This window comes from Pedobacter foliorum, from assembly GCF_013266735.1.
In the GTDB taxonomy this organism is placed as follows: domain Bacteria; phylum Bacteroidota; class Bacteroidia; order Sphingobacteriales; family Sphingobacteriaceae; genus Pedobacter; species Pedobacter foliorum.
Genome location: NZ_JABSNU010000003.1, coordinates 77,616 through 96,980, shown reverse-complemented (window position 1 = coordinate 96,980; position 19,365 = coordinate 77,616). Strand labels below are relative to the sequence as shown.

Annotated in this window: 20 protein-coding genes; 8 read left to right on the top strand and 12 right to left on the bottom strand. The window is 36.9% G+C overall.

The annotated features are described in order from the left end of the window. Positions 1–27 precede the first annotated feature (27 nt). The 8 genes from HQN83_RS07220 to htpG form a co-directional block, all read right to left on the bottom strand. A complete protein-coding gene (locus HQN83_RS07220; RefSeq protein ID WP_173089676.1) occupies positions 28–1,461 on the bottom strand; it encodes a COG3014 family protein in 1,434 nt (477 codons plus the stop codon). 29 nt (positions 1,462–1,490) lie between these two features. Next, complete coding sequence (locus tag HQN83_RS07215; RefSeq protein WP_173089675.1) at positions 1,491–2,084, bottom strand: penicillin-binding protein activator LpoB; 594 nt, start codon at positions 2,082–2,084, stop codon at positions 1,491–1,493. Between the two features lie 49 nt (positions 2,085–2,133). Continuing rightward, entirely contained in the window at positions 2,134–2,505 is a 372-nt protein-coding gene (locus HQN83_RS07210) for a hypothetical protein (RefSeq protein ID WP_173089674.1), read from the bottom strand. A 96-nt stretch (positions 2,506–2,601) separates the two neighbouring features. Beyond that, positions 2,602–3,189, bottom strand: a complete 588-nt coding sequence (locus tag HQN83_RS07205; RefSeq protein ID WP_173089673.1) for a TlpA family protein disulfide reductase — start codon at positions 3,187–3,189, stop codon at positions 2,602–2,604. A gap of 33 nt (positions 3,190–3,222) precedes the next feature. Next, positions 3,223–4,443, bottom strand: a complete 1,221-nt coding sequence (locus HQN83_RS07200; RefSeq protein WP_173089672.1) for a porin family protein — start codon at positions 4,441–4,443, stop codon at positions 3,223–3,225. A gap of 4 nt (positions 4,444–4,447) precedes the next feature. Beyond that, positions 4,448–5,017 carry an RNA polymerase sigma factor gene (locus tag HQN83_RS07195; protein WP_173089671.1) on the bottom strand — a complete coding sequence of 190 codons (570 nt, stop codon included), beginning with the start codon at positions 5,015–5,017 and terminating at the stop codon, positions 4,448–4,450. Between the two features lie 111 nt (positions 5,018–5,128). Beyond that, positions 5,129–5,827, bottom strand: coding sequence for a DUF4397 domain-containing protein (locus HQN83_RS07190; RefSeq protein ID WP_173089670.1), 699 nt, complete (start codon positions 5,825–5,827; stop codon positions 5,129–5,131). A gap of 120 nt (positions 5,828–5,947) precedes the next feature. Continuing rightward, the gene (gene htpG, locus HQN83_RS07185; protein ID WP_217277351.1) at positions 5,948–7,837 is read right to left on the bottom strand and encodes a molecular chaperone HtpG; all 1,890 of its coding nucleotides are present in this window, start codon (positions 7,835–7,837) and stop codon (positions 5,948–5,950) included. Between the two features lie 140 nt (positions 7,838–7,977). Here htpG and HQN83_RS07180 point away from each other — a divergent pair, with 140 nt between their 5' ends. From HQN83_RS07180 to def, 5 genes are read left to right on the top strand one after another with little or no spacing between them, the layout of a single operon-like run. Then, positions 7,978–8,958, top strand: a complete 981-nt coding sequence (locus tag HQN83_RS07180) for a DUF2157 domain-containing protein (protein WP_173089669.1) — start codon at positions 7,978–7,980, stop codon at positions 8,956–8,958. Next, the gene (locus HQN83_RS07175) at positions 8,955–10,145 is read left to right on the top strand and encodes a hypothetical protein (protein WP_173089668.1); all 1,191 of its coding nucleotides are present in this window, start codon (positions 8,955–8,957) and stop codon (positions 10,143–10,145) included. Before HQN83_RS07180 ends, HQN83_RS07175 begins: the two co-directional genes overlap by 4 nt. Before the next feature lie 38 nt (positions 10,146–10,183). After that, positions 10,184–10,636: a hypothetical protein gene (locus HQN83_RS07170; protein WP_173089667.1), complete on the top strand. Its 453-nt coding sequence runs from the start codon at positions 10,184–10,186 to the stop codon at positions 10,634–10,636. 36 nt (positions 10,637–10,672) lie between these two features. Beyond that, positions 10,673–11,902 (top strand): M16 family metallopeptidase, encoded by a 1,230-nt coding sequence (locus HQN83_RS07165; protein ID WP_173089666.1) that lies wholly within the window; start codon positions 10,673–10,675, stop codon positions 11,900–11,902. An 18-nt stretch (positions 11,903–11,920) separates the two neighbouring features. Beyond that, positions 11,921–12,487, top strand: a complete 567-nt coding sequence (gene def / locus HQN83_RS07160) for a peptide deformylase (RefSeq protein ID WP_173089665.1) — start codon at positions 11,921–11,923, stop codon at positions 12,485–12,487. On the opposite strand, the gene HQN83_RS07155 is transcribed toward def, so the two are convergent. The 3 genes from HQN83_RS07155 to HQN83_RS07145 are packed head-to-tail and all read right to left on the bottom strand — an operon-like array spanning position 12,484 to position 14,539. Beyond that, complete coding sequence (locus tag HQN83_RS07155; RefSeq protein WP_173089664.1) at positions 12,484–13,125, bottom strand: peptidase associated/transthyretin-like domain-containing protein; 642 nt, start codon at positions 13,123–13,125, stop codon at positions 12,484–12,486. The two genes, def and HQN83_RS07155, sit on opposite strands and share 4 nt — an antisense overlap. A gap of 54 nt (positions 13,126–13,179) precedes the next feature. Next, entirely contained in the window at positions 13,180–13,425 is a 246-nt protein-coding gene (locus HQN83_RS07150; protein WP_048908103.1) for a NifU family protein, read from the bottom strand. Positions 13,426–13,462: 37 nt separating this feature from the next. After that, positions 13,463–14,539: an Mrp/NBP35 family ATP-binding protein gene (locus HQN83_RS07145; RefSeq protein ID WP_173089663.1), complete on the bottom strand. Its 1,077-nt coding sequence runs from the start codon at positions 14,537–14,539 to the stop codon at positions 13,463–13,465. Between the two features lie 170 nt (positions 14,540–14,709). On the opposite strand from HQN83_RS07145, the gene HQN83_RS07140 reads away from it, so the two are divergent. The 3 genes from HQN83_RS07140 to HQN83_RS07130 are packed head-to-tail and all read left to right on the top strand — an operon-like array spanning position 14,710 to position 18,181. Continuing rightward, the gene (locus HQN83_RS07140; RefSeq protein ID WP_173089662.1) at positions 14,710–16,887 is read left to right on the top strand and encodes a transglycosylase domain-containing protein; all 2,178 of its coding nucleotides are present in this window, start codon (positions 14,710–14,712) and stop codon (positions 16,885–16,887) included. Positions 16,888–16,916: 29 nt separating this feature from the next. Continuing rightward, positions 16,917–17,474, top strand: a complete 558-nt coding sequence (gene hpt, locus HQN83_RS07135) for a hypoxanthine phosphoribosyltransferase (RefSeq protein WP_173089661.1) — start codon at positions 16,917–16,919, stop codon at positions 17,472–17,474. Between the two features lie 47 nt (positions 17,475–17,521). Beyond that, entirely contained in the window at positions 17,522–18,181 is a 660-nt protein-coding gene (locus tag HQN83_RS07130; protein WP_173089660.1) for a phosphatidylserine decarboxylase family protein, read from the top strand. A 56-nt stretch (positions 18,182–18,237) separates the two neighbouring features. On the opposite strand, the gene HQN83_RS07125 is transcribed toward HQN83_RS07130, so the two are convergent. Next, positions 18,238–19,362 carry a mechanosensitive ion channel family protein gene (locus tag HQN83_RS07125; RefSeq protein ID WP_173089659.1) on the bottom strand — a complete coding sequence of 375 codons (1,125 nt, stop codon included), beginning with the start codon at positions 19,360–19,362 and terminating at the stop codon, positions 18,238–18,240. Between the last annotated feature and the right edge of the window lie 3 nt (positions 19,363–19,365).

The window sequence follows — 19,365 nt, the reverse complement described above, 5'->3', positions numbered from 1 at the left end:
TTATTCTTTTTATATCCGGCCGTATTATTAACGCAATGTTGAGTAATTATAAAACTGCATTTTTCCGGTTCCCGTAATGTTTATTGTTTTTGTTTCATTAACGCCATTAGCTCCTGTTAAATTAAGCGTAATGGTATTCTCTCCCTTTTGTAAAGGGATTCTTGCATATCGAATCTCGCTAGGTAAAGTTTGCCAGTTTCGGGTATCTGCCTTTTCAGAAAGCAAGCTGTACAGCTGCATTCCAAAACCCAATCCTTCAAGTAGGGTATTGTCTTTCCCGTCCTTTCCATTTCCCTTTGAGCTGGCTTTAAGCACATATTCTGCACTTTTCTTTACTGCCAAACGGGTAAGTATTTTACCCATCTCTTTAGCAAACCGCTGATCTAGTGTTTTAAAAGCAAGTTCATTAATATCTTCTGCCTTTTCAAAACCTATTGTAGACTGGCCATTGGTAATTGTAGCGCCGCTAAAATAAGGCTGTTGAGCGACATATTTGGGATAGGTGGCCCTTAGGCTATTCACTGAGTTTAAATCAATGTCACCGCTACCATAAGCCGAATTATAAGGAATAAACAAGGTTCCTGCTACATTGGTAAACACCAAATCTCCATTGGAACCCCTAATAAGAGAAAAAATAAACTCCTCCTGCTGTTTAACAGGCGCCAGTCCATTTTCCCAAAAAAGAATAAGTGTTCCGCCCTCATTAGTTTTCTCAGGTTGATACTTTAAATTAAATAGCTGCTCAAAGCGAACCAGTTCTTCCTTAAAACCATTTGCATCTGCCATTCTCAGCACGTCTAACTCCAGATCCTTTGGTAACGTTGTCCCATAGTAAGTTTTGTTTGAACTGTTTAAATACACCTCCGCAGCGTTCCTATAGGCTATGAAAGCATTATTTACATCTCCATCACTTTCATAAATAAGCCCTTGAAGCATCAAAGAAAATGCATCTTTAGAATACCTGTTTTCCTTATTATTAAACTTATCTCCCTGTTCTTGCGATTGCAAACTAATCCTTCGGGCTTCAACTATTGCATCTTCAGTTTTATGGAGATACAAGTAATTAAGTGCTTTATAGTAATGGATCATAAACTTTTCAAAGTCTTCTCCCTTATAAGCCTGAGTCATCGGATTTACAAGAGTTCCAACAACAGCATCCATCGCTCCGCCAATTCCATTCTCTAATAGTTGGTCGGCCTCATTAAAATAACGATTGCTATTTTCATAGTCACCGATTAAGTGGCTCGATTTTCCCTTCTCCATCAAAAACAGCAACTTATTGCGTGGCTTCTGAATCAAGCGATTCTTATCAAGCTCCTTAACTGCTTCATTATAATTCCCTGTGGCTATTTGTTTATAATACCCAGCAATTTTCTCATTATAAGAGGCACAGCTAAAAAGAAAAAGCATCAATCCTAAAAGAACTGATGCCTTAAGCTTATTCTTACTATTATTTGTCATACTGTTATTTTAGCAGGATCAGTATCCTACTAGTTCTTAACGTATTTAGCAATTTTCTTGTCGCCTATCCAAACAACCTCATTGGTTTGAATATCTGTAAGCTCCAGGTTCACCTGATAATACACTACTTTTTTGCGTTTATGAGAATCAACAATAGAGTTGATTGAACCTTGCAAAATATAGTCGGCGCCATTCTCTAAACCAAACTTTTTCATGGTAGAAACGGAAGCATTGTCTTGTTGATCTGCTTTCTCTGCACGCAGTTCTTCTCTCTTCTTTCCACCTTGAACTAAACGCACACGCTCACTTTGAACAAATGCCTGCTCAACATCTTTAACGAATGTTTCAGCATCAATATGTTCATGGCTTTTGTTTTGAACAAGTCCAACTACCACAACCGGTTTTTTACCTGCTTTAGATTCAAGGTGTGTAGATAACCATTTAGCCCCTAAAACACTCTGGGTCATTTCCTGAGCTACCATTCTAGAGTCGCTATTGTTCCAGTTTCCACTTACATCAACAGTGTCAGTAGTGTTAATTCTTGTTACTTGTCTGGAGCATGACGAGATCACTAGACCAGAAACTGCTATTGCAGCAAGGGTTAATATTTTTTTAAACTGCATTTTATTAAATATGATTTTATGTAAATGTTGTATTTTATCTCCCGGTTAACTACCAGCCGAAACCGACTCCGCAATATCCCCAGTGATTGTTATGGCGATGTCCCCAACCGAAATTTAAGGAAGGATAAAAGTAGGAGTTCCCGTAATATGGATAGCTATACAAGCTACTCTCATAATTACGTTCCCGGCGAAGTTTACGGCGCTCCTCTCTCGCTTCGTACCAATCGTATGCTTTATAAGTATTTTGAACGGTGGTACCCTGATCGCGAGTTAATGAATCAGACAAGTTCATGTATTTAGCTCGTGCTATTTCGTATCTCGGATTTTGGTCCTGAACCAAACTAGCTTGCTGTGCATAGCTATTGGTTGCAAATGCAACCCCGGCAATTAAGCCTGCAATAATCATCAAAGTCCTTTTCATTGTATAAAGGTTTAACTAACAGCAAAATTAATTAATATTTTTATTGATTTCCCAATAGATTTACAATCCGAGTGTCAATAATCAGGTTAAAAAATGTTAAATCTTAAGGCTTTTCAATTGCTCAATAAATTCTATAAATTTTGAGCTCGCATAATTCGCCGCTCCCGATTCGTTATACGAAAGCCTGCCTTGCTTATCAAAAACAATAGTTGTTGGTAATGTCCCTTTAAAAAGAGTTTCAGGAATATTACTTGCTACGGAATAAACCGGCATTTTATAGCTTCTGGCATCCATATATTTCTGTGATTTAACCAAATCACTATCTGCATCGACCATGATGAATACTACATCCTTATCATCTTTGTACTGCTCGTAAAGTTTATTGATAGAAGGCATTTCTGCCAGACAAGGAGGACACCAGGTAGCCCAGAAATTAATAAATATCACCTTTCCTTTTAATGCCCCAAGATCTACAACCTTTCCGGATTTATCTTCAAATTTAATCCCGGACAAATCAGCCGAAGGCGTTTCTGCTGCTATTGGCTCTGTTTTAGGTTTAAATAAACCAATCTCCATTAGTCCTTGTATCAAAAATGCTTTGGCAGAAGGAACAAATAAAATTACCAGAAACAATGCTATAAAAATAGCATTCACAATATTCTTTTTAGTCATCATCTCTTTCATAGCCTGGCAAAGTTACGCCTTTAAAAATAAAGGCTAAAAATCGAGCTTTAACCTTACCCCCGTACCAATCAATCTAAGGTTTTCTTTAGAAACCTCTTTCATTGGAACTTTCATAAATGGCTCTATTGAGACGGCTTTACCTTTAGATATTTTTTGCTTATACCCGAATGAAAAATTATAAAAGCCGATATATCTTCCATCTTTTATTTCAGATTCAGACTCAGGTGCTTGCTCTACCACTCTTTCATTAATGGCAAATGTTTTTAGCTGATCCAGACCAGCATCAGAATTTACAGCGCGTTCAACTACTTTTTCCTGAATATAACTATTACTCTGTTTCTGATTGATCACTGCAAATGCCGAAACCCCAACATTCGCATAAAGATTCTTACTTACATGATACTTAATCTCAAGTGGAATATCTATTCCTGAAATTTTTGCCTCAATAGATTCCAGATTTTTACTTCCATTTGCAATGAAGCTGCTGCTAACCGTAGCTGGTAAGTTTTTTGTAGCTGCCATCTCACTATAAGATACACCGGAGTTTAAGGAAATCTTATCTGTTAAAGCATACCCCATGCTTATTCCATATCCCATATTAAGCTTTTTGGTATTACCAAAAGAAGGTGAAACAACCAGTCCCATTTCCCATTTGTCCTGATGTTGGTTAGTAGAGGTCTTTGCCAATGCCTCCCCTTGATTCTTCCTGGTTTCATTATTAAGGAAATCCTGAATACCTAAAGCCTTACTTTCTATAGCTGTTGGGTTAGCTTGTGTTTTTGCAACATCCGTTACAGGCTCAATAACCTTAGTCTCAACAGCTGGAGCAGAAGTCACAACGGTGTTTTCTTTAACAATAATAGTTTCATCAGAGGTTATTGCTAATATATTTGACGCCTCATGAACACGGGCTGTATTAGCTTCCGCATTCTTAGACTGCTTAGGTTCTATTTGAACAGGCGTTTCCTTTACAGTTTCTATTTCTGCAGAAGGCCTGGATGATTCTTGTGGTTTAAGCTGTACGTTTTGCACTGGCACTTGTACAGTCGCTTTCTGTTTAAACAACATAATGCCTGCGCCAACAACCAATAATACTGCGGCTGCGCTACTTAAACGCCATAACCATATTACGGGCAAAGTCTTTTTGCCCTCATTTTTATTAAAGTTTTCCCATGAACCCGGAACATATTCTTCCTCATGGCCCAACAGGCTTTCCCTTATATGAGCAATTAACTCATCTTCAGATTCTTTCATATGATCAGTTGGTTGCATATGAATTAATTAATGTTCTTGAATACAGCTCTCTCAACTTATTCTTTGCTCGCGTTAAATATACTCTACTTGAGCTCTCTGGAATGTTCAGCATCTTCGATATCTCATCGTGCGAGAACCCTTCTATTTCATACATATTAAAAATCAACCGGTGTGTTTCCGGCAATTGACTAAGAAGCTTTAAAATATCTTGTACATTCAATTGCGTAACCGCATTCACCTGTGTTAACGGTTGCTGATCCTCGCTGATGTCATCCATATATAAATGTGTCTTCTTTGTTCTCAAAAAATCTATCGCAGTGCGCGATGAAATCCTCGCTATCCAGCCTTTAAAGGCTTTTTGTGTTTCGGTATTGTCTTTTGGTAAACTGAATTGATTTATTCCTTTAAAAATCTTTATAAAACTATCATTTACAAGCTCTTCCGAGTCATTTCTGTCATTTACATAACGCAAAACAACCCCCATAAGATAGCCGTAAAATGATTTATAGATCATTTCTTTACTCTTGTTGTCATTCTTCAAACACCCCGCTATGATATCCTCAAACCCGAGCATTCTGTTTCTGCACCATTAAGAATTCTTCTAATAATCATATTTTATAGTGTCCGGCAATTCAAATAAATCTTTTTAAGCCGACCTAAAAATTAAAGGCCGGCTTATTATCAATTAATATTGGTGACTGTAAATAACAGCTCCAACTTTCATCTCATCTGTTGTTGCTGATTTAAGGCCTTTTACCCAAATTGTATAGATCTTTCCTTGCTCAATTTTTTGGTCAACTAAAGAGGCAACCTCAACACCTTCATTATTCTTGATCTTAAATGTCACTTTATCACCAGCATCAATACTTTCAAAGTTACTATATTCTTTAAACAACTTATTAGTAACAACTGGCGCATCTTTTCCAACTATCCCAAGGTTTAATGCCGGAGCATCAGGACTAAGGTTGATGAAACGCAATTTAGCTTTACCTGCACCAGCCATAGTTACAGAATCTTTAACTAACAAAAACTTCGCTTTATCAAACGTATCAATGATAAAAAGTGAATACGCCATTTGGTCAACAAGTTTTAATTTTTCAGTCAAAACTGTAGCTGTAGATCCTTTTTTAGTGATTTTAACATCTCTATCTCCCGAATAAATCTGCAAGTAATTGATTTTATTGGTATAGGCAAAATCATCTCTGTTTGCTTTAGTTTCTCCAACATAAAAATCCAATTTTTCTGTAGTTGGTGAGGCATGGATCACGCCCATAATTGATATAGGCTGTGGTGTATAGTCTATTCTATCTTTAGAACAAGAAACCAACACGGCAGATACCGTAACAGCAGTAAAAAGTGTCTTTAATTTGTTTGAAATTTTCATAATAATTTGTCTTTTTACCCCAAAACGACTCTCATCATCAAAACGCTACACCTGTATTAAAAAAAATCCCACCATGAATTCTATCATGGCGGGATCTAAACAATATATTAATCTGAAATTCTAGATCAACTCAACGCTTCTGCTTACAAAAGCAGTTAATTCTGCTCCTGTTAACATTCCCTGAGCAAGTAAAGCAAGGTCTACTGCTTGTTTGGCAAGTAACCCCTGTTCTTCCTCATTGTCTGTTTTTAAGATCTTTCCAATCAACTTATGGTTTCCATTAATAGCTACTTTATAACTATCAGGCATATTGCCATAAAAACCCATTCCGCCACCCATTTGAGCCATGTCCTTCATACGGCGCATAAACTCATCCATAGTTACTGTAACAGGCAATTCATCAGGATTTAACCCAACAACCTCTACATGCATACCTGGTTTAGTGATTGCTTTTTCAAAAATACCTGCTACTTTTTTACTCTGCTCCTCAGTAAGTACTGATTCAATAGCCTCATCCTTTTCAACTAGCTTATCAGCTACACTTGAATCTACACGCTTTAAAGCCGTTTTTTCTAGCTTTTGCTCCAGGTGACTAACAAAGTGATTATCAATCGGAGAGTTCATTAACAAAACGTCGTAATCCTTTTTGTTGGCCGATTGGATAAAGCTATCTTGTTTTGAAGGATCATTTGAATAGATATAAACTACCTGTCCGTTTTTATCCGTCTGGAAATCTTTAACTTTTTCGCGGTACTCATCAAAAGTGAAGTTCTCATTTTTGGTGTTTGTTAGCAATGCGAAATCCTTGGCTTTATCATTAAATTTCTCTTCGCTAACCATTCCGTATTTAACGAATAGACCAATATCTCCCCACTTTTCTTCATATCCTTTGCGGTCTTTGTTAAATAGCTCCTGAAGCTTATCAGCAACCTTTTTAGTGATATAGCTGTTGATCTTTTTAACATTACTATCCGCTTGTAAAAAGCTTCTTGAAACGTTCAAAGGAATATCAGGAGAGTCAATAACACCATGTAATAACATTAAAAACTCAGGCACAATATCTTTTACCTCATCTGTAATAAATACCTGGCGCGAAAACAATTTGATTTTGTTGCGTTGCATGTCAAAATCATTTTTCACTTTAGGGAAGTATAATACACCTGTTAAGTTGAAAGGATAATCTACATTTAGGTGAATCCAGAATAAAGGATCTTCAGAGAATGGATATAATTGCTTGTAAAATGCAAGGTAATCCGCATCTGACAAATCTGCAGGCGCCTTTGTCCAGATTGGATTAGTTGTATTGATGATATTGTCAACCTCAGCACCTATAGTTTTTGGCTTTCCTTCTTCATCTTCACCATCAGGTTCCTGAACGGTTTTTGTTCCAAACTTGATTGGTACAGGTAAAAACTTACCGTATTTGTCAAGAATCTCTTCTATCTTATGGTTATCCAAAAACTCTTCAGACTCGGCATTAACGTGAAGCGTAATTTCTGTACCACGTGTTGCTCTGCTACCTGCAGTAATTTCAAACTCAGTGCTACCATCGCAAACCCATTTAGCAGGCTCTGCTCCTTCTTGATATGATAAGGTTTGAATCTCTACCAAATCAGCCACCATAAAGGCAGAATAAAAGCCTAAACCAAATTTACCAATGATTTCATTCGCATCTTTGGCGTCTTTAAACTTCTCTACAAACTCACTTGCGCCAGAAAATGCTACCTGATTGATATATTTTTTGATCTCTTCAGCAGTCATTCCCAAACCATTATCAGTAATTGTAATGGTTTTCTTTTCTTTATCGACAGCTACCTCTACTAAAGGGCTTCCAAGCTCTCCACTGTACTGACCAAGAGCTGCTAAACGCTTAATTTTTTGTACCGCATCAACGGCATTCGAAACAAGTTCTCTTAAAAAGATCTCGTTATCGGAATACAGGAATTTCTTGATGATTGGGAAAATGTTCTCCGTGTGAATGGATATGGTTCCTTTTTCTTCTATGCTCATATGTTAACTCATTTTTAAGTACATACACCACTATCAAGGGATGTTCCAAAACACTTTTGTTGTCAAATTGACAGGAAATACCAGCTACACGACATCTTTTTTGTATACTTGAACTATCCTTTGATTAACATCTCTTTACAATGAATATAGACCTTTTCAAAAAACTCTTTGAAGAAGACTGCATCTCCGAAGAATCCTTCGAGAAAATAAAAAACACATCTCATGCACCATTATTTTCGTTGCATTGGGAATTAAAAACTTTGCTTTATCTGGGGGTAGTACTCTTAAGTACCGGACTAGGTATTCTGATCTATAAAAATATAGATACAATTGGCCATCAGGTCATTTTACTTATCATTGCAGCTATTAGTGGGGGTTGCTTTTTTTATTGTTTTAAACACAAAAAACCATTTAATAAAGAACAGATAAAATCTCCTAATTCCTTTTTTGATTATATCCTCCTATTAGCTTGCCTTAGTTTTTTATCTTTTGTGGGCTATTTACAATTTCAATATACTGTATTTGGAACAAACTATGGGATGGCAACCTTCATTCCAATGCTTGTCTTGTTTTATATCGCTTATGAATTTGATCATTTGGGTATTTTAGCAATGGGTATAACTAATCTAGCCGTCTGGATGGGGGTATCTGTAACCCCAAAACAATTGCTTTTAAACACTGATTTTAATAGTCAGACTGTTATTTTTACTTACATTTTTTTAGGATTATTACTCCTGCTGGCGGCGTACTTAAGCGCTCGCTTTAATTTTAAGAAGCACTTTAGATTTACCTATCAGCATTTTGGAGTACATCTGTCCTTTATCTCTCTGCTTGCCGGCTATTTCTTTTATTACGATTTAGGTATTTCATTTTTGTTCATGCTAACACTATTTGTTTTAGCCTACTACATTTACACGGACTCATTTAAATACAACTCATTTTACTTCATATTATTGGTTGTTCTTTATACGTACATCGCAATTAGCAGCCTGGTATTAAGAGCTCTTTTCTCAATGAAGGATGATGCCTCAATCACGCTTTCATTCATGTATTTTATTGGCTCGGCAATAGGCATTATCTTTCTGTTAATTAACCTCAACAAAAAAATTAAAACGGCATGATCATTTATAATAACCTTTGGCTTGCTAATTTATTAATCAGGGAAGAAGCAGAAAAAGCCCGTAATGCCGATGCGATAAGTATCGATGAGCAAAAGAAAATAGAAGATAAATACCCTGTTGGTTTTTATACCCCTAATATTTTTATTAGGGTGGGTCTCTTTATTCTCACCTGTATAATTGTATTGTTTTCAGGTGGATTAATTACCCTTATGGTGAGCGATATGCACATTCTTGATACCTGGGGTTATTATTTATTTCTTGGGATCGTTACCTATATAGCCCTGGAAGTAATGATAAAAAGCAGTAATCACTATAAATCAGGTGTTGACGATGCCCTAATGTGGATTTCAGGAGGGTTATTTGTAGCTGTATTTATTATAATACAATTCAATACTACTAACGACATCTCCTATTCTCGCATTTCCTTTTTTATATTTCTGTTAGCCCTGTATTATGCGCTGCGCTTTACAGACATGCTAATGACCGCAGTAAGTTTACTTGCGCTTATTGCAACGATATTTTCAGTCTGGAAAGGCCTTTCTTCATGGGGAATGTCAACAATGCCTTTTTTGATAATGATAGTTTGTTCAGGCCTCTATCTTTTATCCAAAGGGCTTATCAGAAAAAAGCTTACCATCTATTACGCCAATTGTTTGAGTGTTGTACAAATCATTAGTCTACTCTTATTATATTTCGCTGGAAATTACTTTATTGTTCAATCACTTAGCACTACAGAAGCCTATGCAGGTACTTATAATTTGGGAGAGCCTAGGGAAGCAAAAGTTCCCTTTGCCGCTTTTTTCTGGATCTGGACCATTGCAATTCCTTTTGTATATATGTATTTAGGACTAAGAAAGAAGGATGTAATCTTGCTTAGATCTGGATTATTACTAATTGCAATCGCAGTATTTACCTTTAGAACCTATTACAATGTGATGCCAATAGAAGGTGCGCTTTGCATTATCGGAGCTATACTTTTAGGAATTTCTTACAGCGTAATCAAATACTTAAAAACACCAAAATATGGATTTACTTATGAGGACCTTAATGAAGACAATTTAATGGATAAACTAAAAGTTGAATCACTTATCGTTTCAGAAACATTCTCGGGCACTCAGGTCCAAAATGACCAGACCAGATTTGGTGGCGGCAATTTTGGTGGTGGTGGGGCCAGTGGTAATTTTTAAAAGAATTCATTATATTGAGTTAACTTAATCTCTTAATAATGAATTCTTCCAAATTAAAAGCAATGCAGACTATACATCTTGCATTCTGTGTGGCCATAATTGTGATGGCCGCAACATCGTACTTAACAGTTAAAGATCGCCTTTCTATTGATACAAGTTTAAATCAACCAGAGGTGTTCTTCCCCCTATTTCCAATACTTGGAATCATTTCCCTAATAGCTGGACAATACCTGTACAAACAACAAATATCAAATCTTCAGGATCTATCTGCAGAGGATAAAATCAATAAATACCAAGTCGCGTTTATAATTCGTGCAGCGCTTTTTGAGTTCCCTTCACTACTAAACACCATAGGTTTTCTGGTAAGTGGCAATATCATTTTTCTCATTGCAAGCCTTATTTTCTTTGTTTTTTTACTGGCAACAAGGCCCAAAAAACAGACCATCATTGACGAATTGAACTTGAGCTATCCCGACACAGAAAAATTATAATCGCATGATATATTTCTCTGTATCTTTGCATGATTAATGGAATACAACGTTCACACTTTGCCCAATGGCATCCGCATACTTCATGTACCATCAGCATCTGCAATATCTCATGCCTGCATTATTATAAATAGCGGATCGAGAGATGAGAGCGACGAAAATGCAGGTCTGGCTCACTTTATTGAGCACCTGATCTTTAAGCGTACAGAGAAACGCAGTACAAACCAGATTTTAAATAGGCTTGAAAGTGTTGGTGCAGACCTAAATGCTTATACTACTAAAGAGTATACCTGTATCCATGCTTCGTTTTTAAACCCTTATCTGGACAGAACTCTCGAGCTTTTTAACGATATCGTTTTTCACTCTACATTTCCTGAAGATGAAATGGATAAAGAAAAGAGCGTCGTACTGGATGAGATTGCTTCTTACCTTGATCAACCTGAGGAAGCTATTTATGATGATTTTGAAGACCTGGTATTCTCAGGACACCCTCTTGGTCGCAACATACTTGGAACAACGGACAGCGTAAGCAAGATCACTCAAAAAGACATTCATCAGTTTATAAAAGAGAACTACCATACAGATAAAATGGTGATCGCCGTGTTGGGCAATTATTCTCTAAATAAGGTGGTAAAAATTGGATCAAAACACTACTCAGACATTCCTGAAAACCTATATAGATCAACCAGAGAAGCTCCTTTAAAAGCTCCTGTGGTTACTAAAACATTTAATAAGCCTATTCAGCAGGCTCACGCAATGCTGGGTAGTCAGGCGTACTCTTTACACCATCCTTACAAAACAGGCCTGTTATTACTAAATAATCTGCTGGGTGGTAATGGAATGAGCTCTATATTAAACCTTCAAATCAGAGAGAAGTATGGAATTGCTTACACCATTGAATCTGGCTACAGTCCTTTAAGTGATACAGGTATTTTTACGCTTTATTTTGGCACCGATAAGGAGAAAGTAAACAAAGCCAGCTCTCTTATTTTTAAAGAGCTTAAAAAGCTTCGTGACAACCCATTTAGCGAGGTGCAACTCCAAAAAGCTAAAAATAAATTCATCGGACAGATAGCCCTTGGCGAAGAAAACCGAATCGGGCTCATTATTTCAATGGCAAAAAGCCTTATCGATTATGATAAAATAGATGATCTACAGACTGTTTTCAACAAAATACAGGCCGTCTCAACAACAGATATTGGTAATATTACCAATGAAATATTAGATGAAAGTAATCTTAGTGCCCTAACTTTTTATCCTTTAGGGTAATATTTGTATTTTTGCAGCATGAAGTTACCCATTGTAGCATACGGAGATCCGGTTTTGAAAAAAGTATGCGCTCCAATTGACGAGACATACCCGGACCTGGCACAGCTAATCACCAATATGTTCGACACCATGTATAATGCAAGCGGTGTTGGCTTGGCAGCCCCTCAAATAGGACTACCAATACGTTTGTTTATTGTTGATACAGGCGCTGATGAAAAAGATAAAACCCGTTTTAAAAAGGTATTCATCAATGCTGAAATTCTTGAAGAAACAGGAGAAGCCTGGGCTTTTAATGAAGGGTGTTTAAGTATTCCTGACATTAGAGAGGATGTGATGCGTAAACCGAATGTCCTTATCGAATATTATGATGAGAACTGGGAGCTTCATACCGAAGAGTTCACAGGTATGCCTGCACGTGTTATTCAACACGAATACGACCACATAGAAGGTACTTTGTTTACTGATAAATTAGGATTGTTACGCAAGAGAATGCTTCAAAGCAAACTGGATGCGATTTCTAAAGGCAATATAAAGGCTGATTATAAGATGCGTTTTCCTCACCAGAGTAAAGGCAAAAGACACTAGTTATCAGAGCTTCGGCTCTTATCCCCCTTAAAGATAGATTGCATTAGTTTACCCCATGCAAATGGATTAAGCAGGGGATTAGTCTGAACCATATTCTTATTTAAAGACCTGTCGTGATTTGTTCTGAAATTCGAACTTTGGATTTCACCGCCATCCCTTGGAAGGGTTTGCATTAATCCCGACAGGCTTTCTTGTGATAGGTTTCTATAGGCTATAGCATAATCATCATCTGCTATCTTCATTGACATAAAGTCTCTGGTGAACTCCTCCACAGTTGCCCAGGGATAAACCCTAACGGTAGGAAGGTTAATGATCTCAGCCTTCAATTTAATCATTGCCGTATACTTCGTATCATTAATTACAGTAGGAACAGGTAACAATAAGTCCCTATAACCAACTGCAGTATACAAAATTGTATCTCCAGGATGGGCTATAAAAGAGAAGAATCCCTTGTAATTAGCCGCATATCGCTGCTCCTTGTCTGATAAGTTTGTAACAGTTACATAAGGCACAACAGTATTGCTATCCACATCGGTTATAATTCCGGAAAATTGGATCAATTTCTTATCTGCAGTAGTTTGCTGCGCAAATACCGAAGAAACGAAAAGAAGCAAGATTAAGGTGAACGAATACTTCATGTTACAAAATTAGCTGTATTTAATAAAACGGCTAGTTAAATAGTGTTAAATCGTTTATACCGGCTCAGCCAAGTTTATAGCAACTACTGAGGTAATTTGAGGTACTGCCTTCATAATTGCTTGCTCAATGCCCGCTTTCATAGTCATAAAGCTCATTTTGCAGGATCCGCAGTTACCTAATAATTTTAATTTAACTACATTCTCCGGCGTAATCTCTTCAATAGCAACATCTCCACCATCCGCGATTAAATACGGACGAATGGTCTCTAATGCCTGCTCTACTTGTTCTGTTAAATTCATTGGTTATATTTTATTAAAGTATAAAAATAGTAAATTTTTAGCAATTAACAGTTTGCGCATTGCTTATCGCCACTTGCTGAGCAACCTTCCCTGCAATTTCAGCAAAAGCCCCTGAGATCTTACTTTCGGTATTTAAGGCTATAGGCGCACCATTATCTCCTGCTTCTGAAATGCTTTGTACAATTGGAATTTCACCTAAAAAAGGCACATTAAAAGATTGCGCAAGTCCTTTTCCCCCATCTTTTCCAAAGATATAATACTTATTCTCAGGTAACTCCTCAGGCGTAAAATAAGCCATATTTTCGATAACTCCTAAAACAGGAATATTAATGCCCGGCATTTTAAACATTGCCAAACCTTTACGTGTATCTGCCAAAGCAACCTGCTGAGGTGTTGTAACAATAACAGCTCCGGTAATTGGGAAGCTCTGTGTAATGGTGATGTGAATATCTCCGGTGCCTGGGGGAAGATCCACAATCAGATAATCAAGTTCGCCCCAGTCTGCATCATTAAATAATTGCTTAACAGCATTTGAAGCCATTGGCCCACGCCACGGCACAGGCTGATCAGGATCAGCAAAGAAACCAAGCGACAATAGCTTTATGCCGTATTTTTCAATCGGCAAAATAAGTGTTTTGCCGTCTTCCGTTTCTCTTGCACTAGGCTTTGCCCCAACCAAATCAAACATGGTGGGTACAGAGGGACCATAAATATCCGCATCTATCAACCCAACCTTTGCTCCATCAGCGGCTAATGATACTGCCAGATTACTTGCAACAGTCGATTTTCCAACACCTCCTTTACCAGATGAAACCAAAATAATATTTCTGATATCTTTTAACTGGGTGGTATCCATAGGTTTGGTTACTCTTGAGGTAATATTGATACTCACCTCCGCTTCCTGACTAACAAAATGCTTTACTGCATTCAGGCAAGCGTTTTTAAGCATATCCTTCATAGGGCATGCAGGAGTAGTCAACTCTAAAGTAAAACTTACGTTTTTATCTTCTATTTTTAAATCTTTGATCATGTTCAAAGTCACCAGATCTTTTTTAAGATCAGGATCTTCAACATTTCTCAAGGCTGCTAGGACTTGTTCTGGGCTAATAATCATTGTTACAAATTTAACTAAAACTCCCCAAGCATTCATGACCCTTCTTTACATTATTGCAAATGGGTGAATATTTTTAGCCCATTCTATTCAATATTGGGTTTTTAGTGTAATTTTAACGCGAAATAAACATTAGTATTTAACGTTTAGCAATAAATATTTTATTCTACAGCATGCTTCTTCCAAAAATTAATATCCCTAAAAAATACATAAAGATAGGCGCGTGGGTTTTAGGTAGTTTTCTTGTGGTTTGTGTTACGCTAGGTGCTATAGCTTACAACAAAAGGGAAGCTTTATTAAAGAAAATAATGGCTAAAGCAATAGCCAAAGCGGATAAAGACTTTAATCTGGATATTAAAATCGGATCAGCTGGTTTTAGTGGACTAAGTACTGTTCACATGACCGACATCTCTGTTGTGCCAAAAGACAGAGACACATTAACCACCATAAACGATCTAACTGTAGGTGTTAAGTTATTCCCACTAATTGTTGGTGATGTAAAATTATCGGAGGTTATCCTTAATACAGGCAAAATAAATATTGTATTTAAAGATTCCCTAAGCAATCTTGATTTCATTTTAAAACGCAAAAAGAAAGATACCACAGAGAAAAAATCTAAAGTAGACTTGGGTGATTTAGCGCACAACCTATTGAATCAATTTCTGTATAAGATTCCGGACAACATGGAGGTTAAAAACCTAATGTTAGCTGTTAATGACAACGATACTGCACGTTTATCCTTTTTAACCACTACTGCAACAATAGACGATGGCGATTTAACGTCCACCGTGCTTGTAAATGATAAAGATGCAACCTGGCATATAAATGGAAAGTTAAAACCAGGTAAAAAACAGTTAGATGTAATGCTTTTTGCAGAAAATGGCCCTGTTCAACTTCAATATCTTAACAAGAAATTACAAGCAAAATTAAGCTTTGATACGGTTAGAACCGAGATGAAAAATGCGGAATATAGTGGTGATGATTTCAAAATTGAAGGCTCATGGTCTGTAAAGAATCTACTTATCAATCATCCAAAAATTGCACCTAATGATGTGATAGTACCCGATGCTAAAATTGATGCCAACATGCTTATTGGGCCAAACTACGTTACGCTGGACAGCTCATCAACCGTATTTCTAAAAAACGCATCAATACACCCCTATTTAAAATATACGCTTTCTCCGAACAAAATCTATGAGGTGAAAGTTCGCGCTCCAGAACAGGATGCGCAAGACCTATTCAACTCTTTTCCCCAAGGATTATTCGAATCACTAGAAGGCTTAAAAGTTAGCGGAAAACTTAAATATGACCTGGACTTTTACCTTGACACCTCATTGCCTGATAGTGTTAAGTTTTCATCAGGCCTAACCCCTTCAAACTTTAAAATACTAAAATGGGGGAAAACCAACTTGCAAAAAATCAATAAAGACTTTGTATACACTCCTTACGAGAATGGAAAACCTATGCGGGATATCCTTATAGGGCCTTCCAATCCAAATTTCACTCCGCTTTCGGAGGTTTCGAGTAACTTTAAAAACGCAATATTAACCTCTGAAGACCCTTCTTTCTTTACCCACAAAGGCTTTGTTCAGGAATCAATCCGTAAATCATTTGCCATAAACTTTAAAGAGAAAAAGTTTGTTCGTGGAGGAAGTACAATTTCAATGCAATTGGTTAAAAATGTTTTCTTGAGTCGACAAAAAACCCTTGCCCGCAAAGCTGAGGAAATATTAATCGTGTGGCTGATAGAAAACAACCACCTTACCACCAAGAACAGAATGCTTGAAGTCTATTTTAACATTATTGAAATGGGACAAAACGTTTATGGTATTGGTGAGGCAACAAGACATTATTTTGGCAAAAAACCATCGGATTTAAATATTGGAGAGGGTATATTTCTTGCAAACATAGTTCCTCGTCCTAAAATTGCTCTCTACAAATTCAGAGGCGATGGTGGGCTTAAAGACTACATGTATCCGTACTTTAAATACATAGGGAATATTATGGCCAAAAGAGGCCTTACTCCTCCTGACACCAGCGGATATGGCTTTTACAACGTACGCCTTAGAGAGGGATTAAGACAATATCTATTGCCCGACACCACTACAATTGACACGAATACTTTTGACGGCGATGACCCTCTGCCTGCCATTGAAACTCACGATGAATCAAAGAACCTTTTTGATCGTTTATTTGGTGGAGAAGCGAAAAAAGATTCTACATCAAAACCTGCTATCCAGGTTGATTCTGTTAAGAAAAGCCGGAAAGAACTAAGGGAAGAAAAGAGAGAACAGCGCAGAAAAGAGAAAGAGCTAGAAGAACTTGAAAAGCAGAAAAAAGAAAACCAATAGCCTATCCCTTTTTGGTTAATCTCATAAATATGAATAAAATTCAGATAGAAGATAAAGAGTTTGAAATCCTAATTCAAAATGACAACATTGCAAAACGCACCCGTTTAATCGGCATCCAAATAAATGTTGATTACGAAGATCGTTGCCCAATATTCATAGGGGTACTAAATGGCAGCTTTTTATTTATGGCCGACCTATTAAAGGAGATCAACATATCCTGCGAAATCGGGTTCATCAAAGTATCTTCTTATCAAGGAACCGAAAGCAGCGGTAACATTAGAGAAACCCTTGGCTTGCCTAATGATCTAAAGGATAGAGATGTTATTCTTGTAGAAGATATCGTCGACACCGGATTTACCTTAAGCTATATCCTTTCAGAAGTATACAAACAAAACCCTGCATCCGTTAAGGTTTGCTCTCTATTGTTAAAACCTACAGCCCTAAAAAGCCCAATAGACGAGTTAGAATATGTCGGTTTTGAAATCGCTAATGAATTTGTGGTTGGCTACGGATTAGACTATAATGGCTTAGGAAGAAATCTAAATGATATCTACAGAGCCAAATCTGTTGCCCCTCTTTTACCGTAATCCGATATTTTTTTCCCAATTTTGCACTACACATATTACTAAACAGAATGACCATACACAAAGAAGGATACACCACCATAGCAGTATCATTGCTCTTCATTTTTATTATTAATGCCGTTGTTGACTATAAATTTGCAGACATTACCTGGTTAAGGTGGTTAATATATATTTTCTCTTTTGCACTATTTGTTATCGTACTACAGTTCTTCAGAAACCCAAGTCGCACGTTTACCACCGGTGATAACTTGGTAATTTGCCCTGCCGATGGAAAAGTTGTTGTTATAGAAGAAACTGAGGAAGGCGAGTACTTTAAAGATAAAAGATTACAGGTGTCTATATTTATGTCACCTGTAAACGTACACATCAATAGAAACCCAATCTCTGGAGTGGTTAAGTTCTTTAAATATCATCCAGGTAAATATCTGGCTGCATGGAATCCAAAATCATCAACAGAAAACGAACGTACAACTGTTGTGGTTGAACATAAAAATGGTACCTCGGTATTATTCAGACAAATTGCAGGAGCTCTTGCTAGACGTATTGTTTGGTATGTTAAAGAAGGTGATAATGTTGCGCAAACTGAGCAATTTGGCTTTATTAAATTTGGATCAAGAGTAGATATCTTTTTACCAATCGGCACCAAGGTTAACCTTGAACTTGATCAGGTTGTAAAAGGAGGGATTACTGTTTTAGCTGAACTTTCTTAGAAGACTTTCTCAATAAAAAGAGAGGCCTGATCATCATGATGATCAGGCCTCTCTTTTTATGCCGGTTTTTCTCCGGAAGGCGCATCACTTACCGACCTTTGCGTTGGATAAGCAAACTCAGATCTATAGGTTTCCACTATCTCAATAAGCTTAAAATTAATATCTTCCTTTACTTTAACATACTTGCTGTGCTCCATACTTATTACCAAATACACAACCTGTACATGCAATGCAAAATCACCAAAATTATCAAAAGTGGCATAACCATCTCTGGTGTTTTTATTATTCTTTAGATATTCATTAATAGCCTCTACTATCTTCCTTACATCCTCGCTTTTTGTTTCATAGGTTAACCCTATCTGAAAGTTTACTCTTCTATAATCCCTCAAAGTAACATTTTCCAGCACACCATCAATCATTGCCCTGTTCGGGATAACAATAGTCGTCTTGTCTGGACTTATTAGCCAGGTGCTCCTAAAACCAACCTTCTGAATGGTTCCTTCAATTCCATCAACCTTAACCACATCGCCAACAGTAAAAGGCTTATCTAAAAATATGGTGAAAGACCCAATTAAGTTCTCTAAACTCTCTTTAGCAGCCAGTGCAATAGCTATACCTCCAATGCCTAAACCGGTAATTAGCGTCAACACATTAACCTCGAAAACAAAACCAAGCAGCACAAAGAACCCTAAAAAGCAAATTAGAGTCTTCGTTAGCTCTTTTAAAAATGGGATTAACTGATCATCGGCCTTGTTATTGGTTAATGATGCCTTATACTTTAAAACGTGAGCTATAAAGTCAATAATTCTTAAAATGATCCAGAATATTGAAAGGATGATCAGGAATAAAAAAACCTTGTCTATGCAATCGCCTATACTTACCTCAAGCTTAGATTTCGACCTATGCCACATAACAACATCAAGAGGATATTTTAATTGATTTACGGCAAGATAAAGCGTGCAAAAGGTAATAAAAGATTCGATCGGTTTTAAAAGTAAAGCCACAAAAGTGTTGTCTTTAATATCTTCCGCAAACTTTTTAAATGCAGTAAAAATTAAAAGACTAAACAAACGAGACACGAGTCTTTTAAAAATGAGGCCCAGCAATATGAACCCTACAAAAAGGCAATATTGCTTTATTGTATTACCCCAAAATACCTGATCGAAAAAATTAATATCCATAGA

What these genes read in the sequence shown, in the direction of transcription:
- HQN83_RS07175 (WP_173089668.1), top strand. Translation starts at nt 8,955, where the DNA reads ATGATCATTTATAATAACCTTTGGCTTGCTAATTTATTAATCAGGGAA.
- HQN83_RS07150 (WP_048908103.1), bottom strand. Translation starts at nt 13,425, where the DNA reads ATGAATTTAACAGAACAAGTAGAGCAGGCATTAGAGACCATTCGTCCG.
- HQN83_RS07140 (WP_173089662.1), top strand. Translation starts at nt 14,710, where the DNA reads ATGCTTCTTCCAAAAATTAATATCCCTAAAAAATACATAAAGATAGGC.
- def (WP_173089665.1), top strand. Translation starts at nt 11,921, where the DNA reads ATGAAGTTACCCATTGTAGCATACGGAGATCCGGTTTTGAAAAAAGTA.
- HQN83_RS07130 (WP_173089660.1), top strand. Translation starts at nt 17,522, where the DNA reads ATGACCATACACAAAGAAGGATACACCACCATAGCAGTATCATTGCTC.
- HQN83_RS07210 (WP_173089674.1), bottom strand. Translation starts at nt 2,505, where the DNA reads ATGAAAAGGACTTTGATGATTATTGCAGGCTTAATTGCCGGGGTTGCA.
- HQN83_RS07125 (WP_173089659.1), bottom strand. Translation starts at nt 19,362, where the DNA reads ATGGATATTAATTTTTTCGATCAGGTATTTTGGGGTAATACAATAAAG.
- HQN83_RS07215 (WP_173089675.1), bottom strand. Translation starts at nt 2,084, where the DNA reads ATGCAGTTTAAAAAAATATTAACCCTTGCTGCAATAGCAGTTTCTGGT.
- HQN83_RS07170 (WP_173089667.1), top strand. Translation starts at nt 10,184, where the DNA reads ATGAATTCTTCCAAATTAAAAGCAATGCAGACTATACATCTTGCATTC.
- HQN83_RS07145 (WP_173089663.1), bottom strand. Translation starts at nt 14,539, where the DNA reads ATGATTATTAGCCCAGAACAAGTCCTAGCAGCCTTGAGAAATGTTGAA.
- HQN83_RS07190 (WP_173089670.1), bottom strand. Translation starts at nt 5,827, where the DNA reads ATGAAAATTTCAAACAAATTAAAGACACTTTTTACTGCTGTTACGGTA.
- htpG (WP_217277351.1), bottom strand. Translation starts at nt 7,837, where the DNA reads ATGAGCATAGAAGAAAAAGGAACCATATCCATTCACACGGAGAACATT.
- hpt (WP_173089661.1), top strand. Translation starts at nt 16,917, where the DNA reads ATGAATAAAATTCAGATAGAAGATAAAGAGTTTGAAATCCTAATTCAA.
- HQN83_RS07200 (WP_173089672.1), bottom strand. Translation starts at nt 4,443, where the DNA reads ATGAAAGAATCTGAAGATGAGTTAATTGCTCATATAAGGGAAAGCCTG.
- HQN83_RS07195 (WP_173089671.1), bottom strand. Translation starts at nt 5,017, where the DNA reads ATGCTCGGGTTTGAGGATATCATAGCGGGGTGTTTGAAGAATGACAAC.
- HQN83_RS07155 (WP_173089664.1), bottom strand. Translation starts at nt 13,125, where the DNA reads ATGAAGTATTCGTTCACCTTAATCTTGCTTCTTTTCGTTTCTTCGGTA.
- HQN83_RS07165 (WP_173089666.1), top strand. Translation starts at nt 10,673, where the DNA reads ATGGAATACAACGTTCACACTTTGCCCAATGGCATCCGCATACTTCAT.
- HQN83_RS07205 (WP_173089673.1), bottom strand. Translation starts at nt 3,189, where the DNA reads ATGAAAGAGATGATGACTAAAAAGAATATTGTGAATGCTATTTTTATA.
- HQN83_RS07180 (WP_173089669.1), top strand. Translation starts at nt 7,978, where the DNA reads ATGAATATAGACCTTTTCAAAAAACTCTTTGAAGAAGACTGCATCTCC.
- HQN83_RS07220 (WP_173089676.1), bottom strand. Translation starts at nt 1,461, where the DNA reads ATGACAAATAATAGTAAGAATAAGCTTAAGGCATCAGTTCTTTTAGGA.